Here is an 18557-nt window from a genome sequence, read left to right as displayed (position 1 = left end):
ATAAGTTAGACAAATACCTACAAATTTTCACAAATAATTACTTTTGTTACCAATGACCTATGACATTCGGACCTCATATCCGGGAAGGCGAATTTGACTTGATGATCGAGTTCATGCATAATAGCCATAAGCTTAATTTCCGATTTGCATAATCGGAAAGCGGGGGAACCACTTTTTCCGGGGCGAATCGGCAGCATATCTGCCGTAGGGAACCATCTTTCCCGAGTCCGTCAGCTAACCTCGTCAGCCTCAAGATGGGTCAAAACAAGCATTCCGTGTCAGATCATTCCGACGTGGAAAACAATTCGGTTTTTTGACCCTATGCTTTTGCAGGGTCTTTTTGTATTTTTACAGGTACAGACCCTGCATTGGCGGGGTCTTTTTATTTTCAAAAATACAGCGAAAAGAGGGGATGCGAATGGCAAATGCGGTTGTCTTTGAACGCGTGCGCAAATCGTACGGCTCGACGACTGTGATCCCGAATCTCAATCTGGAGATTCCCGAGGGGAGCATCACAGTGCTGGTCGGGCCATCCGGCTGCGGCAAGACCACGACGATGAAGATGATCAACCGGTTGATTTCGCCAACATCGGGGACGATTACCGTCGGCGGAAGGAATTCGGCGGAGGTCGATCCGGTCGCGCTGAGGCGGAGCATCGGCTATGTGATTCAGCAGGTCGGCCTGTTTCCCCACCTGACAATCGCGGAAAATATTTCGCTGGTGCCACGGCTTCAGGGGGGAAAAGGGTCGATTGATCACAAAAAGGTCGATCGCCTGCTCCATATGGTCGGCCTGGCCCCCGACCGGTACCGGGACAGATACCCGTCCGAGCTCTCCGGAGGCCAGCAGCAGCGGGTAGGGGTAGCCCGGGCGCTGATGAGCGATCCGCCGATCATTCTGATGGATGAGCCTTTTTCGGCACTCGATCCGGTTACCCGGGAGCAGCTGCAGGATGAGCTGATCCGGCTGAACCAGGAGCTGAACAAAACAGTCGTTTTTGTCACCCACGACATGGATGAAGCGTTGAAAATCGCCGACCAGATCGTGGTCATGCAAAACGGGAATGTGATCCAGCAGGGGACGCCCGATCACATTTTGCGCCATCCGGCCAATGATTTTGTCCGGGAGTTCATCGGGGAAAAACGGCTGCAGTCCCACCTCGGGCAGCTTGTCCAGGATGTCATGGTCACGCAGCCGGTTACCGTCTCCCCGGGCCGAGGGCTGGCGGAGGCTGTACAGATCATGCACCGCAAGCGGGTAACCGGGCTGATCGTTGTCGACAAGCATGGGAAGTACTTGGGCATGGCGGATACGGCGGATATTCACAAGCGGTACCCGGATGAATCGCTGGCCATCCGCGATGTGATGCGGACAGACACCATGACGCTTTCACCCGACACCCCGCTCGCGGATGCCATCGGCTTCGTGCAGGAAGCGCCGTACGGGTACGTGCCGGTCGTCCGCCAAGACGGGACGTTGGCAGGCTTGTTGACAAGGGCCAGTCTGGTCGATGTGCTTGCACGGCCATACTTGGATCAGGAGAGGAGCGTGGCGCAATGAGTGAAGTGATTTCCGTAATGGCAGACCGCTGGCCGGATATTGTGCAGGCGAGCTGGGAGCATATCGTTCTGTCTGTCGTCGCGTTGTTCTGGGCGATTGTAGTTGCGGTGCCGACAGGCATTCTGCTGACCCGGTACCGGAAGCTTGCCGGTCCGGTGCTGGCCGTGATCTCGGTCTTCCAGACGATTCCCAGTCTGGCGCTGCTCGGATTTATGATTCCGCTGTTTGGCATCGGACCGATCCCGGCTGTCATCGCGATGGTCATTTACGCGCTTCTGCCCATCGTCCGCAATACGTACACCGGCATTTTGGACGTCGATTCCTCGCTGCTGGAAGCAGGGCGCGGCATGGGGATGACCAAAGGCCAGATGCTGCGGATCGTAGAGCTTCCACTGGCCCGCCCCGTCATATTTGCCGGGATTCGCACGGCTACGGTCATGACGATCGGAGTGGCGACGCTCGCGGCGTTTATCGGGGCAGGCGGCTTGGGCGACCTGATCCTTCGCGGGATTGCCATGGTGGACACGGGCATCATCCTGGCAGGTGCGGTGCCGGCTGCGCTGCTGGCGGTCTTGTTTGACCTGATTCTGGCCTGGGTAGATTGGCGAGTGACGCCAAAAGGATTGCGCATTCGCCACTCGCGTTAGGCCGCTTTATCCAAAAAGCTGATTTTTGAAGACTTGAACACATCAGGCTTTTTGGGGTTTTTCAAATAAACGGTTAATGATGAAAGGGGAGGATCTTGTGAGAGCAGGATGGCTGAGGAAAGTTGGAATGGGCGTGTTGGCATTGTCGATGATGGCTGTGACGGGCTGCTCGGTTCTGACCGGTACAAAAGCGTCTGATCAGGTGACTGTGGTGGGGAAAAATTTCACGGAACAAGATATATTGACGAATCTCGTAGGTATCATGCTGGAGAAAAATACGGACTTAAAAGTCGAGACAAAGCCGTTTTTAGGCGGGACCGATGTAGCTTTTAACGCCGTCAAAGGCGGCAGTGCAGACCTGTATGTAGAGTATACGGGAACGGGTCTGGTCAACATCATGGGACAGGAAGCGATGAAGGACCCTCAAGAGGTGTACGACAAGGTAAAGGCAGATTTTGCAGAGAAATACAAAATGGAATGGCTGGAGCCGATCGGGTTTAACAACACCTATGCCCTGGCGGTGACAAAAGAGACGGCCGATAAATATAAGCTGAAGACAATCTCTGATCTGATCCCGCATGCGCAACAGCTCACGTTCGGAACCGAACAGGAGTTTCTCGAGCGCTCGGACGGCTTGAAAGGCCTGGAAAAATCATACGGCCTGAAATTCAAAGGTACGAAATCAATGGACGCCGGTCTTAAATATAAAGCAATCAGCGAAGGGAACGTCGATATCATCGATGCCTTCTCGACAGACGGTCAGCTCGTGAAGCACGATTTGGTCATTTTGGAGGACGACAAGCATTTCTTCCCGCCGTACTTTGCCGCGCCGCTCGTCCGTCAGGAAACGCTGCAGAAGCATCCGCAGATCAAGGAAGTGCTGAGCAAGCTCGCCGGGAAGATTGACGACAAGCAAATGGCGGTGCTCAACGCGCAGGTGGATGTAGACAAGAAGAAGTCGCGGGATGTTGCGGAAGCTTGGCTGAAGGAGCAGGGGCTGATTCCTTAAAATGAGGAAGTCGGCATTGGCTAGATATAGTGTTGGTTAGAGATGGGTAGCCGGGAGCTGTTCTCCTGGCAGAATAAAATGAAGTAGACCCGGAGCAAAAAGGTTTTGAGTAAGCCGGTTTTCACCACATTGCGTGTGAAGCCGGCTATTTTTTTGTATGAGGCGAAAGCGCACTTCATTCGTAACCGTTTCAAAGGGGTTTTTCCAATAAACTGTAAACTGTATAGACTGTTATCGGGTTGAATAGACAGGATATTGCCCAAGCGATGGGATAAATGTCATTTTTTGTCCGCGATTATGGTATAATCAAAACCGGAACATACATTCTCAAAGAAGGAGGAATCGACTTGTTGATCTCTGTTGAATCGATCACTGTGATTCGAAGCGGCAAAGCTGCCATTTCTCGGCCATCCTCACACGGGCGAAGGCAGTTGTCATAGGAATACGCAGACGGCAGGGGCATTAGGCCGACATACGTCCAAACGCAAGGTTAGAGGAAGCTCATCTCTCGCTGGAGGGAGTGTTCATAGCTCTTTCGTAAATCGATTTTTTCGTTAGTCCGTAAATCCATATCGGGTGACTTGCAAGAAATCACACACGTCAGCTTCTGTTCAGCTCCGGAACGTTTCCATATACAATCCCCAACATAAACCCCACTCGATGTTTGCATAGGTAGAGTTGTTCGTCTTCCCTGTTTCCTGATCGATGATAGGAACCTCTGATTTTGAAATAGTAGGGTACCAGCTTTACGGTATCAAAAGGAAAATGGATCGCTGCCCGGTTTCCCATATGCATAGGGAATGTATGTCTATGGCGGTGAAAGCCATTAGGCGTTTGGGTGCCAAAATACCTTGTTGAAATTTGGCGAATTGAAAAAAGTTATATTTTTGGTTAAATATGGTATACTGAAATGGTCTGATATGCTGATCTGCAATACACATTCTATCAATATTACTGTTTTTATTCTTCCAAAGAGTGATCTTCGTACGGCAGCACTATCAAAATTATGTAGGGAAAGGTTGGTTTATATGTGTGGAATTGTCGCAATGTTTTCGAAACAGGCTCCCATCACTGCGATTGCTGTCGAACGTGCTACTCGTCAACTCTCCCATCGCGGACCTGACCGGCAAAGTATCTGGCTGTCCGAAAGCAAGCGAGTCGGATTGGGTCACGCTCGCCTCAGCATTATTGACCTAGAGACTGGAGACCAGCCTATTGCGAATGAAGATGAACGGCTTCACGTTGTCGTAAACGGTGAATTCTACGATTACGAGCGAATTCAGAGAGAGTTAGTCAAACGGGGGCACCGGTTGCGAACACGCTCTGACAGTGAGATCGCGTTGCATCTGTACGAAGAGAATGGACTCGGATTTCTTGAATACCTGCGCGGTGAATTTGCCCTGGTGCTTTGGGATGAAACCGAGCAACGCCTGTTGGCTGTGCGAGACCGTTTTGGGATCAAGCCGCTTTTTTACACAGTACAAGATGGGGTTCTATACGTCGCGTCGGAGATGAAGGCGCTGTTTGCAGCAGGAGTACCCGCGAAGTGGGATCATGAATCCTACTACCAGCACTTGTTGTTTTACAAGCATCTGGATCGTACGTTATTTGAAGGTGTTAACCAGGTTCCACCCGGCCACTACCTGCTTGCTACGGCTGATGGAATACAAATCAAACAGTATTGGGATCATCACTATCCGCTGGCAGACGCGAATTCTCTGCCACGCAGCGAAGAAGAGTACATCAGTGAAGTAAGGCATGCACTGGACGAGAGCATCAAGACACGGATGCGGGCCGACGTACCCGTTGGATTTCATCTCAGCGGAGGCGTTGATTCTTCAACGGTACTTGGGATGGCTGCCAGGCATCGGACGGACCCGCTGCAAGCATTTACCGTTTCGTTTTCGGATCATGCCTATGATGAAAGTGAAGTAGCGCGTGAGACGGCGGCCCATGTAGGGGCGGATTTTCATCTGATTCCGCTTGATCATACCGATTTTGCCGATCACGTAATAAAGGCCGTTTGGCATGCGGAAACGATTGGGATCAACATGAACGGCGTTGCCCGCTATTTGAAAAGCAAGGTACTCCACGAGCGGGGGATTCGCGTCGTGTTGTCGGGGGACGGCGCTGATGAATTGTTTGCCGGATACATATTTTCCCGATTGGATTTGCTGCTCGCCGGACTGGAAGGCCTGAGCGAAGAGGAGAAGCTTCGCAAACTGGACGAATTTTTGCAACATAATCCCTCTTTTAACCACGTTTCGATTCGCAGCTATCTCAACCAGTCATTGGATTGTTTCAACCAGACACTTGGATACACACCCGCCTGGATCCAGGCTGTGCATGCAAGTCGCATGCCGTTAAAACAGCTGCTCTCGCCCGATTTCGGAGCGCGCTTTGCCGAGTACGATCCGTATCGTGAATTTGTGAAAAAGCTGGATGTAGAAGGACAGTTGGCAGGGCGAGATCGCGTCACTCAAGTTCTTTATACGTGGAACAAGTCGATTCTGCCTAACCAGATCCTGTTTGCCGACCGTCTGGATATGTCTCATGGAGTAGAAGTGCGAATGCCCCTGCTTGATCACAAATTGTTTGAAGTGGTACGAAACCTTCCTGTATCGATGCTGATAAATCGGTTCAAAGAAAAGTATGCTCTTCGTGAAGCGGCGAAGCCCTACCTCACCCAGACCGTCTACTCCCGCCCCAAACAGCCGTTTAATGCTCCTCCTTCCACATTGGAAACGGACAACAAGTTGTTTCAGTTGACTCAGGATATGTTGAGAAGCAAGGTCATGGACGATGTTCCTTTCTTTGAGAAAAAACTGATGATCAAGCTGCTCGACCAACTCCCGCACATGGATAAAAGCCAACGCGTAAATGCAGATACCGTTCTGCTTCTGGTGCTCACCACATGCATTCTCCAAGACCAATACGTAAATAGCAGCAGTGAATCTTTGTCAAGAAAATCATAGAAACAAGGAGACGCGAATGGGGAAACTACGAGAGTTTTACAAGTCTTTTCATCCAATTGTCCACACGTTGTTACTAGGGATCATCCTGGTATCTGTAGCAAGAGGCATGAGTATCCCCTTCCTAGCTATCTATCTCGCCAAAACGACTGATCTGGATCCGGCACAGATTGGATTGATCATAGGGGTCGGTGCGATCGCCGGTACCTTTGGCGGCTTTATCGGAGGCACACTTTCCGATTTTATCGGCCGTAAAAAAGTGTTAATCGGCACGCTCTATGTCTTTGCTCTGGTTTTCTTCGGGTTTGTTTTAACCACGAATGTCCTGTTGATTTTTGTTTTGAACATTTTGCTGAATCTATGCATTTCGTTTTTCGATCCTGTGTCCAAGGCATTGATGGGCGATGTCACTCCACCGGAAAAACGGCTGCGACTATTCTCGTTCCGTTATACTTCGGTGAACATCGGTTTTGCCATTGGTCCGCTTCTCGGTACCGCTTTGTCCACCATCGATGACCGGGTGCCGTTTTTTGTGGGGGCGATTCTTTACCTGCTATACGTCCTCATTCTGCAATTCAGCTTCAAATACTTTGCCTATGAAGATATTCAAACAAAAGCGGAAGAGAAGATAACCATTCGGAGTGCTGTTCATGTCATCCGCCACGATAAGGTGCTGGGATTTTTCATCCTGGGCAGCATCCTGACGATGGCGGTAATGGGCGAGATGTCTGTTACGCTCTCTCAATATTTGAAAAATAGCTTTATCGACGGGGTCCGGTTATTTGCGATCTTGATGAGTATCAATTCAGTAGTCGTTATTTTGTTCCAATATTCGCTGACAAAATGGGCGGAACGGTTTACGCCGTTGATCAACATCGTGATGGGAAGCATTCTTCTGGCCATATCCGAGGCAGGCTTTGCGTATTCCGGCAGCTGGACGTTTTTTATCATATCCATGATCGTTTTCACGCTTGGAGAAATATTGATCGTCCCGTCTGAATACATTATCGTCGACCGCATTACGCCCGAAGGAATGCGTGGCACGTATTACGGAGCGCATACCTTTAACGGATTTGGCAACTTTATCGGCCCGTGGTTTGGCGGAATTCTGCTGGCAGAATACGGCGGCATTGCGATGTTCAACACGTTTGGACTGATTGCATTATTGAGTATTTTCTTCTTTTGGCGTGGACAAAAAATGTATGAAGTCAGAAGGGGCAATTCCGTCACTTCGATGTAAGGCCTGTTGAAAAGAAGCGCATTTCAAACGTCTTCAATAGGAGGTTGTTCCGCCATGCACGATCAAAATGTGGATGTGTCAGTCCACCTGCAATCGGTTGTCCGCCATGGTATTCCGAAAACATCCGGGGAGCTGAAAGTAGCAGCTTTGCACAAACCTGTTCACGTGTATCGGGACCACAGAGGCGTGCCTCATATTGAGGCCCGGACAGTAGCCGATCTGTATCTGGCACAAGGGTTTGTGACTGCTCAAGAACGCATGTGGCAGATGGATATGTCGCGCAGGCTAACAAGCGGGCGGTTGTCGGAAGTAATGGGCTCCTCGACGGTAAACTCGGATAAACTGTATCGCAAGCTTCAACTAAAAAGAGCCGCCGAGGATTCCCTGACCCAGTGTTCGCCAGCGACCAGAAAGATCCTGGACAGTTTTTCCCAGGGCGTGAACGCCTACCTGCGTCAAGCTGTTGAAGAAAACACGCTTCCGCTCGAATGCAATCTGCTGGGGTATCAGCCGGAGTTCTGGACGCCGATTGATACGCTGTTGATCGGCAAGCTGCTGGCAGCGAGCCTGAGCGAAAATATGAAAGCGGAAGTGTATCGCCATCTTTTGCGAAATCAAGTAGGCGATGAGTTGGCCAAACAACTTTGGCCTGTCTATCCAGCTGACGGCTTTATCACGATTTCCAGTCAACACACCGGGGGGAGCACTGTTTCCGAAAAGGAAGCTGATTTGCCCATAAACATTCAGATGGAATTGAGGAGTTTATTGCAATTTTTCACGGGATCAGGCGCCGTTGCCGGTTCGAACGGGTGGGTCGTTTCCGGAAAGCTGACGAAGAGCGGAAAGCCGCTCTTGGCGAACGATCCGCATCTCGGTATGGATACGCCGTCCATCTGGTTTCAAACTCATTTGCATCTGCACACTGAAGAAAAAACGTTGAATGTGATCGGGGTGACACTGCCCGGGGTACCCGGTGTCGTGTTGGGGCACAACGACTCCATCGCCTGGGGGGTAACGAATGCAATCGCGGATACACAGGATTTATACATAGAAAAGTTTAACAGCGACAATCCGCATCAAGTGTACCAGGAGGGCAAGTGGGAGGACGTTACCGTTGTTCGCGAAGTGATAGAGGTAAAAGGTGAGGCAAGCATACCCATGGAAGTGCGAATTACCCGTCACGGCCCTGTTTTGACAGACCACACTCCAGAAGTCTCAAAACGGGAAGAATACGGATTGTCTTTGCGATGGACGGCGTACTCTCCGGGCAGAGAGATCGAGGCGTTTTTGGAGATGAACAGAGCGGAGAACTGGGAGCAATTCAAACAAGGTCTGCAAAAAATCGTCTCTCCGGCACTAAATGTGTTGTTTGCCTCCAATGACGGCACGATCGCATTCAAAACCGTTGGAGCAATACCGATTCGTGCCAAAGGGGACGGACTGGTTCCCGTGCCCGGTTGGACGAATGAATTTGAGTGGAACGGGTTTATCCCTTTTGAGAAGTGTCCCGAAGTGGTAAATCCCGAGGAAGGATTTATCGTCGCGGCTAACAACAAAATCCTCAATGACTCCTATCCGTATCTGATCGCCCATTCATGGGATGCACCGTATCGGGCCAACCGGATTGCCAAGGTCCTTCGCGGCAGCAAAGAGTTTTCATCAGAAGATATGCGTCGTCTTCAAGCGGACCTTTTCAACGAACAAGCGACAACCTTGCTGCCTGCCTTGCTTGCATTGTTCAATCAGGTGCAGCTCACAGACGTGGAGCAGAAAGCGTTGCAATTATTGCAAGAATGGAATTATCAAGACGAGGCCGAGCAGGCAGCCCCCCTTATGTATCACTTGTGGTTCGATCTGTTGCGAAAACGATTGTACGAACCGAAATTGGGACCTGCGCTGTATCAACTCATGGCAGATGGCACCAATGTGACAGACGCCATGCTGCTCGAAGCGGCAGCGGGTCGCGAAAACGACTGGATCAAACAGGTGGGGGGAATCAAAGAACTTGCCATCAGTAGCTTTATCAGCGCTGTGCAGCAAGCGGTTGACTTGCAGGGCGAGAACCCTCAAGCGTGGAGGTGGGGCGAATACCATCGAATCCGCTACACCCACCCGTTGGCAGCTGTCATGAAATCTCTCGGGATTCCGGTAGAGGAACCGGATATTCCCATGGGCGGCAGCAGACAAACCGTGTGTCTGATGGGTTTTGACGGATCGGGAGTTGTGGGATACGGCGCTCCGTGGCGTCAGGTTGTCGATCTGTCCGATCTTGCCGGCAATTCCTTTGATATTGTCGCACCGGGGCAATCGGGCCATGTTTTTAGCTGCTGGTATTCCGATCAGGCAGTCCCCCATGCCGCTGGAGAACTGTGCAAGCAATGGTTCGCACCAGAAGAGTACCGAAAAGGAGACCTGCTGGTCCTTCATCCATAATCGTGAGGAGAGAAGGGCCAGGGTCTGGCTGTGCGATCAATTACCAAATTTTGCATAAAATTATAAAATTTGGAGGTCATCTGCAATGCGGCCATTCATGTCCGAAGAAACGCTTATGTATTCTACCATGGTAGAGATGCTGCAATCGAGAGCAAACGAGCGACCCAACCAGGAGGCTTACCGCTTTTTGCTCGATGGGGAATTGAACGAAGAGAGCATGACTTTCGCAGAATTGGACCGGCGGGCAAGAGTAATTGGAGCCAAGCTGCAGTACATGCAGGCGGTTGGGGAGCGCGTTCTGCTGCTTTATCAACCGGGGCTTGAGTATATCGCTGCCTTTTTCGGTTGTCTCTATGCAGGAAGTATAGCTGTACCTGCATACCCCCCGACTTCTCCTCGTCTCATACCGAGGATTCATGCCATTGCCATGGATTGTCAGGCAAAAATCGCACTCACGACTTCAAAATTGGCAGCGAATTTCAAAGAGAGTTTTGCCGCGCTCCCGGAAATGAACGGGGTAACGTGGCTGGCTACCGATCAAATAAGCGAGATCAGTGAAAATGATTGGAAGACCCCTGATCTGAATGGGCAATCTCTCGCATTCTTGCAGTATACCTCGGGTTCTACCTCTACTCCAAAAGGAGTGATGGTTCGACACGGAAACCTGCTGCACAATTTATCTGCAATAAAAGAAAGTTTCGGAATTACCCCGGAGGACCGTGGCGTTATCTGGCTGCCGCCTTATCACGATATGGGACTGATTGGTGGAATTCTTGAGCCGTTATACGCAGGCTTCCACACAACACTCATGTCTCCGTTTGACATGATGCAGCGGCCTCTGCGCTGGCTGCAAGCCATTTCCCGTACGGCCGCTTCTGTAAGCGGCGGTCCCAATTTTGCTTACGAACTATGCGTCAAGAGGATTACAGATGAACAGAAAGCCGAACTGGACTTGAGCAGCTGGGAAGTGGCCTTTAACGGCGCGGAACCGATTCGCGAAGAGACGATTGAACGTTTTGCGGAGGCTTTCGCATCTTGCGGATTTAAAAAAGAGGCTTTTTACACGTGCTACGGATTGGCTGAAGGTACGCTGTTCGTCTCCGGTGGAAACCGGTTAACACTTCCGGCCATCCAAAGGTTCGACAAGGAGGCGCTGACGGACAATCGGGTGCTTGAGCAGCCATCATCATCTGACACCGCTACCAGTCAGGCTCTGGTCGGATGCGGACAATCGGTTTCCGATCAAACCGTGTGCATCGTTCATCCGCAGACGCTCAGAAAGTGCGAGGCTGATGAAATCGGCGAGATATGGGTAGCCGGGCGAAGTGTTGCCGGCGGTTACTGGGGGAATGAAGAGCAGACGGCTGCTACGTTCAACGCATATGTGGCGGACAGCGGAGAAGGGCCTTTCCTCCGTACAGGTGACCTCGGGTTTTTGCAAAACGGCGAGCTGTTCGTAACCGGACGATTGAAGGATTTGATCATTATTCGCGGTCGCAACTACTATCCGCAGGACATCGAATTGTCAGCACAGAAGAGCCATTTTGCCTTGCGACCGGAATGCGCGGCATTTTCCGTCCAAGTAAACGGGGAAGAAAGGCTCGTCATTGTTTCCGAGATCGATCGTCATCACCGACAGGTTGACGTCGAAGAAGTAACCAGCTGCATCCGTCAGGCCGTCGCACAGGATCACGGGGTGCAGGTTTACGCGATCCAGCTTGTCCGTTATGGCAGCATTCCGAAAACATCAAGCGGAAAAATACAGCGCCGCTTATGCCGTGAAATTTACCTCCAAGACCGATTCCATGTCATCGGCAGCCACGTATTGGATGACGAACCATTCGAAGAAACGATAGACCCGACGGTGAATCGCGATGCTTTGTTGAGGATGGGACCGGAAGAACTCCAGACGGAACTGAAAGCGTATCTGGGCAATATCATACCGCGCGTCTTGCAAATCTCGTCCTCCCAATACGATGCCGGTCAGCATTTGAGCACGCTGGGAATGGACTCGGCGCGAGCGATGCAGCTCCAGTATACGATTGAAACAGATCTCGGGATCGTCCTGAATCCGACAGAATTGTTTGAGGTGGAAAGCTCGACCAAACTTTCAAAGCTGTTGGCGGAACGCTTGAATGGACATCACCAAGTGATCGCGAATGCGAGCAAGGGTGAAGAGGAGGAGTATTACGTGCCTCTCTCGCGCGGTCAGCAGGCACTTTGGTTTATGCATAAGCTGGCGCCGCACAGCAGTGCGTACAACATCAGCAAAGCGGTCCGCATAAAGGGGCAGATGAATGTTCCCGTACTGATCGAATCGTTCAACGAACTGGTGAGCCGGCATGACGTACTGCGAACAGCGTATCCCGCACTGGAGAACGGACTGCCGCTTGGATACGTGCGCAAAAACATCGAAGCGAACGTGAAAATTGAGGATGCATCCACTTGGGATACGATCACCCTGCATCAACGCATGGAAGAAGAGGCGCACCGACCGTTTGATCTGGAGAAAGGGCCGCTCATGCGCGTGCAGCTCTTTCAAACAGCTCCGGAGGATCACGTTTTGTTGTGGTCGTTCCATCATATTGTGATAGATCTGTGGTCATTTGACCTGTTGTTTTCAGAATGGAGCCAGTTGTATACGAAAAAAGCCGCAGGAGAAAAATCGTACCTCGAGCCGGTATCCGTACGGTTTGCCGATTATGTGCTCTGGCAAGAGAACATGCTTACTGATCGCGAGGGAGCAGATCAATTCGCGTACTGGGAAAAAAGGCTGTCAGGAGAACTTCCGATCCTGAACATGCCAACCGATCATCCGCGGCCGCTTGTTCAGACGTACAATGGGGCTGCCAAAACCATTCGACTGAATGGGCAAACGACAGTTGCATTGAAGCAGCTCAGCAAAACGTACAAAACTACCTTGTATACGGCGCTGTTGGCCAGCTACGCTGTGCTGTTGCACCGTTACGCTGGTCAGGATGACTTGATCATCGGCTCCCCGATGGCAGCCAGATCCCGGTCGGAGCTGGTAAAACTGGTTGGCTATGTAACGAACCCTGTACCGATCAGAGTTGATTTGTCAGGAAATCCGGACTTTGTCACCTTGTTGAAAAAAGTGCGCGGGATCGTATTAGAGGCGTATGCGCACCAGGATTATCCGTTTGAAGTGCTGGTAGAAAAACTGCAGCAGGAACGGGACGCCAGCCGTTCACCGATCTTCCAGACCGCGTTTGTCATGCAAAATGTGGGCGGCAGTTACAGGAGACTGGCTCCATTGATCGCTGGCGGTCAAAAGGAAGGAATCGAGCTGGGCAACCTTCTTCTGGAACCAGTAGAGCTCAACGAACAGGCAGCTCCATTTGATCTGACGATGACGGTCGTCGAAGTAGGTGATGATCTCTCGATTGAGCTGAAATACAATACCGACCTGTATGAGGAACCAACGATCGATCGTCTGTTAAACAGCTATGCGACGCTGTTGACCGAGATCGCAAATGATCCGACCCAGCAAGTCTCCACGCTTCCGATTCTGTCGGCGGAAGGAAAAACACATCTCCTGGAAATGCACCATCCAGCGGCTGCCTTTCCGAAAGAGCAGTGCATCCATCAATGGTTTGAACGCCAAGCAGCGCTTCATAAAGGAGAAACTGCGGTTGTTTGCGGAGACGAACGGATTACCTACGGTGAATTAAACAGCCGGGCAAACCAATTAGCCCATCATTTGCAACAGGAGGGGATCGGTCCGGATGATCTTGTCGGGATCTCCGTAGAGCGGTCCATCGAGATGATCGTGTGCATTCTCGGTGTGTTAAAAGCTGGCGGAGCATATGTGCCTCTTGATCCGGCCTATCCAAAAGAGCGCTTGGAGTTCATGCTGAAAGATTCGGCAGTCCGTATTTTGCTGACCCAGAAGCGACTGTTATCCGATTTGCCAAAGAGCGATGTAAAGACTTTGTGCGTAGATTCCGATTGGGACGCAATCGCTCAAAACAGCAGCGAAAATCCGGCAAGCGGCACAACACCCGATCACCTGGCCTACGTCATCTATACGTCCGGATCGACCGGGAAGCCAAAAGGCGTGCTGATTCCTCATTACCAAGTCATCCGCCTGTTCCAAGCAACAGAACCGTGGTATTCGTTTACGGAGCAGGACGTGTGGACGATGTTCCATTCCTATGCCTTTGATTTCTCCGTTTGGGAAATTTGGGGAGCATTGCTTTACGGCGGACGCCTGGTGATCGTTCCTTATTGGATCAGCCGCTCGCCAGAAGAATTCTATCGAGTGCTTGTCAAAGAAAGAGTGACGGTTCTGAACCAAACACCTTCGGCCTTCTCGCAATTGATGAAGGCGGAAGAGACGATCGGCATGTCAGACGATCTCGCTCTGCGCCTGGTGATCTTCGGCGGTGAGGCGCTTGACATTCCGTCGCTTGGTCCCTGGTTTGATCGTCACGGCGACAAACGTCCGCAGTTGGTGAATATGTACGGGATCACGGAAACAACCGTTCACGTCACGTATCGCCCGCTCTCGAAGGCGGACGTGGATAAACAGGCGAGCTTCATCGGGCAGCCGATCCCGGACCTGCGAATCTACATCCTTGATCAGCAGCTTCAGCCTGTGCCGATTGGGGTGGCAGGAGAGATGTTTGTAGGAGGGGCGGGTGTAGCACGGGGGTACCTGAATCGCCCGGAATTGACGAAATCAAGATTTATTGCGAATCCGCACAACGAATCGGAAATCCTGTATCGAACAGGTGATTTGGTTCGTTTCCATGCCAACGGAGACATCGAGTATTTGGGTCGCATCGATCACCAGGTAAAAATCAGGGGATTCCGAATCGAGCTGAATGAAATCGAAGCGGTGATCGCAAAGCATCCCGAGGTACGGGACAATATCGTACTTGCCCGAAATGATTTGCACGGGGAAAAGCATCTGGCAGCGTATGCAGTGGTCGCGCCAGGCAGCTCCCTCGGTTCAGCGGATTTGCGCCGTTTTCTCCAGGAGAGACTTCCCGCTTTTATGGTGCCGTCCTCTTTCTATCTGCTTGATGCACTGCCGATGACAGAGAACGGCAAGGTAGATCGCAAGGCACTGCTTGCTATTTCACCATCAAAACCGGAATCGGAAGCAGTCTATGTGCCGCCTGCCACCGCGGAAGAAGAGATTTTGGTTTCCGTATGGGAAAACATCCTTCACGTACAGAAAATCGGCATCGACGATAACTTCTTTAATCTGGGCGGCGACTCGATCCGCAGCATTGCCATCCTGTCTCAGGCGAGGGAACGCGGGTTGGATTTATCCATACAGGATCTCTTTCAGTATCAAACGATTCGTGAATTGGCTGCAGTTGCGAAACGGGTTCAACAACATGAAGAAAGTACAGGTGGAAAAGAGCCGTTCGGACTGATTTCTGCGGAAGACCGCCTGTTGATTCCGCAACAGGTGGAGGACGCTTATCCGCTGAGCATGACACAAGCGGCATTCGTCTATCACAGCGAGATGTCGTCCGATTATCAGGTCTATCTTTCCAGTTATCGCGTACGCTGCCTATTCGACCAAGCCGCTTTGGAAGAGACCCTGCAGCAAATGGTTCAGCGCCATCACATCTTGCGCACGTCATTTGACATCAGCCATTTCAGTCAGCCGCTTCAATTGGTATACAGAGAAGCTGCCATATCTTTGCACGTAGAAGACCTGCGGCACTTGTCCCATGAGCAGCAGCAGGAACACTTGTCTGCCAGACTGGAGCAAGAGCGGAAAACACCGTTTGATTGGCAGAAACCGGGATTATGCCGTTTTTATGTCTGCCGTTATTCTGATGAAGAGTTCCAGTTGGTGCTGATTGAGCCGTTCCTGGACGGTTGGAGCGTCGTGTCCCTGATCACCGAGCTGCTCACCGATTACGCTGCATGGGTTACGAATGGACAGCGACCCGAGAAAGCGCCTTTGCAGAGCTCCTATCGCGATTTTGTGGAGCTGGAGCAGAAGACGCTGCAATCGGAAAAAGCGCGCCGTTTCTGGAACGAAAAGTTGAGTGACTGCGTAATCACACCTTTATACCGTTGGCCTAAATCTGAAGCCAAACAGGACAACAGCAAAGGCCGCATCTGGGTTCCGCTTTCTGCCAAAGTGAGCGAGGGATTAAGAAATCTGGCCAATACCACAGCCATCCCGTTGAAAAATGTCTTGCTCGCCGGGCACCTCAAGGTGTTGAGCATGCTGACAGGACAGACGGACGTGATCTCCGGTTTGATCGCAAACGGGCGTCTGGAGCATACTGACGGCGATAAAGTGCTCGGAATTTTTCTAAACACACTGCCGCTTCGGGCGGAGCTGTCGCCAGGCACCTGGATCGATCTGGTGAAGACGGCGTTTGATTCTGAACGGGAAATACTGCCCTATCGGCGATATCCGCTTGTTCAGCTGCAAAAAGAACACAGCTCGGGTCAGCCGTTGTTTGATGTAGTGTTCAACTACACCCATTTCCATATCGCAGAGAGCTTGCACAGCGTGCCAAATGTTGAAATCATCAATGCCGCGCAGTCCGATTACACCTATGTTCCGCTGACAGCGCAATTTACGGTAGACATCAACACGTCACAGGTTTTGTTCGCGCTTGATTTTGAAACGGATGAATTAACCGAAGATCAGGTGGAAACAATCGGACGCTATTATCAAAACGTCCTGGAGGCAATGGCGGAGAATCCGTTAGGCCGTCACGAGATACAATCCTTCCTGACAAAAGAAGAGACGGATAAGCTGTTGGTCGAATGGAACAGCAGGCGTGCGGACTACCCGGTGGACCAACTCTTTCATGCGCTTTTTGCAAAACAGGCAGGAAAGACGCCAGAGAAGCCCGCTGTTGTTTTCGACGGCAAGGAATTGTCTTACGCGGAATTGGAGCGGAAATCCAATCAACTCGCTCGCTTTTTGCAAGCCCGCGGAGTCGAACGTGACGTCTTTGTCGGTTACTTTGGGGAACGCAACCTGGAGTGGGTGATCTCGATCATGGCAATATGGAAGGCCGGTGGCATTTATGTTCCGCTCGATCCTGCCTATCCGAAAGAACGCTTGACGCACATGATCGAAGATGCAGATTTGAAGGTACTGCTTACGTACGATCGCTTGCTTGGCGTGTTTCCAGAGAAGAACAACATTTCCCTATGCTTGGACAGAGACTGGGAGACAATCGCACAAGAGAGCAGCGAGCCGGTAAGCGCGAACGTGAAGCCGGAAGATGTCGCCTACGTCATTTACACATCAGGTTCTACCGGAAAACCAAAAGGCGCGATGGTAGAACACCGAGGAATGGTAAACCATCTCTATGCAAAAATCGATGACCTGGGCATGACAGAGGCGGATCGTGTAGCGCAAAACTCGTCCCAGTGCGTCGACATCTCCGTGTGGCAGTTGTTTGCCGTGATGTTGACCGGAGGCCGTGTTGTGATTTTGAAAGACGAAGTTGCCTTTGACCCGTCACGACAGCTCGATGCAATGGCACACCTCCAATTGACGATTGTGGAAACGGTCCCTTCATTGCTGCGGGCGATGCTGGAAGAGATCGCGTTGCGCGATTTTAAACAACCTGATTTGTCTTCGCTTCGCTGGATGATTCCAAACGGCGAGGTGTTGCCGCCTGAATTGTGCAAAAGATGGCTTGGTTATTACCCGAATGCCTATCTCATCAATGCATACGGACCTACGGAGTGTTCCGATGATGTGTTGCATCACTTTATCAAAGAACCTCCGGGAGAAGAGGTGGCGACAATTCCGATCGGCCGACCCATCGCCAATATGCAGATGTACGTCCTGGATAAAAATAGGCAGCCGGTACCAATTGGGGTAGCTGGAGAGCTGTACATCGGTGGAATTGGGGTGGGGAGGGGCTATCTGAATGCTCCCGAGAAAAACGCCCAGACGTTCCTGGAAAATCCGTTTACGCAGGACGACAACCCTCGACTGTATAAAACCGGTGACCTCGTTCGTTACCGTCCGGATCGTTCTTTGGAGTTTCTGGGACGGATCGACTATCAAGTGAAAATACGCGGTTTCCGTATTGAACTCGGAGAGATAGAGACACTGCTCGGCAAACATCCGGCAATCGAGCATGTAACCGTGGTTGCACGTGAAGACGAACGAGGCGAGAAGCAATTGGTTGCCTATTTCGTTGCCGCAGCGGGCATGAAACCGACGAAAGCGGAGCTGCGCGATTTCCTCTCGCAAGAAATTCCGGAATATATGATCCCGTCGTCGTTTATGCAGCTCGAAGAGTTCCCGCTGACGCTCAATGGAAAAATTGACCGGAAAGCGCTGCCGTCCCCTCTGACAGATGTCGAGGAAGAGCAATTTGTCGCACCGCGTTCAGAACTGGAACAACAGCTTGCTTCGATTTGGGGAGAGGTGCTGGGATATAAGCGAGTGGGTATCCGTGATCACTTCTTTGAGCACGGTGGCCATTCCTTGTTGGCCACACAGTTAATTTCCCGGATTCGCAAAGCGTTTCAGATTGAATTGCCACTCCGGGCATTGTTTGAAGCTCCGACTGTAGAGCAACTGGCCGAGCTGGTTCAACAGGCGCTGGCTCCTCAGAGCGTTCAAACCGAGCTGGCTGATTTGCTCGAGCAGATTGAAAATCTATCAGATGAAGAAGCAGAGGCTTTGTTGAGCCAGTTGAAAGAAAAGTAAATCCATTGC

7 protein-coding genes and 1 riboswitch are annotated in these 18557 nt (G+C 51.3%); all 7 genes read left to right on the top strand.

Translation table 11 applies throughout. The annotated features are described in order from the left end of the window. The first annotated feature begins 119 nt into the window (after window positions 1-119). Window positions 120-263, top strand: a riboswitch (cyclic di-AMP (ydaO/yuaA leader). Between the two features lie 155 nt (window positions 264-418). The 7 genes from NST37_RS19465 to NST37_RS19435 all read left to right on the top strand — a co-directional run bounded on the left by NST37_RS19465 (window position 419) and on the right by NST37_RS19435 (window position 18548). Next, on the top strand, window positions 419-1561 hold the full coding sequence (locus NST37_RS19465; RefSeq protein ID WP_039070521.1) for a betaine/proline/choline family ABC transporter ATP-binding protein: 1143 nt from the start codon (window positions 419-421) through the stop codon (window positions 1559-1561). After that, complete coding sequence (locus tag NST37_RS19460) at window positions 1558-2208, top strand: ABC transporter permease (RefSeq protein WP_003389558.1); 651 nt, start codon at window positions 1558-1560, stop codon at window positions 2206-2208. The genes NST37_RS19465 and NST37_RS19460 overlap by 4 nt, the downstream gene beginning before the upstream one ends. 97 nt (window positions 2209-2305) lie before the next feature. Then, window positions 2306-3217, top strand: a complete 912-nt coding sequence (locus NST37_RS19455; protein WP_197029772.1) for a glycine betaine ABC transporter substrate-binding protein — start codon at window positions 2306-2308, stop codon at window positions 3215-3217. A gap of 1028 nt (window positions 3218-4245) precedes the next feature. Further along, window positions 4246-6192 (top strand): asparagine synthase (glutamine-hydrolyzing), encoded by a 1947-nt coding sequence (gene asnB / locus NST37_RS19450; RefSeq protein WP_024983405.1) that lies wholly within the window; start codon window positions 4246-4248, stop codon window positions 6190-6192. 16 nt (window positions 6193-6208) lie between these two features. Further along, window positions 6209-7429 carry an MFS transporter gene (locus NST37_RS19445; RefSeq protein ID WP_024983404.1) on the top strand — a complete coding sequence of 407 codons (1221 nt, stop codon included), beginning with the start codon at window positions 6209-6211 and terminating at the stop codon, window positions 7427-7429. Window positions 7430-7483: 54 nt separating this feature from the next. Beyond that, entirely contained in the window at window positions 7484-9862 is a 2379-nt protein-coding gene (locus tag NST37_RS19440) for a penicillin acylase family protein (RefSeq protein ID WP_339185668.1), read from the top strand. 85 nt (window positions 9863-9947) lie between these two features. Then, window positions 9948-18548, top strand: a complete 8601-nt coding sequence (locus tag NST37_RS19435) for an amino acid adenylation domain-containing protein (RefSeq protein ID WP_339185667.1) — start codon at window positions 9948-9950, stop codon at window positions 18546-18548. The last annotated feature ends 9 nt before the right edge of the window (window positions 18549-18557 follow it).

It is taken from the genome of Brevibacillus sp. FSL K6-6036, assembly GCF_037964015.1.
Lineage (GTDB): Bacteria > Bacillota > Bacilli > Brevibacillales > Brevibacillaceae > Brevibacillus > Brevibacillus borstelensis.
This window is presented reverse-complemented; position numbering and strand designations above follow the sequence as displayed.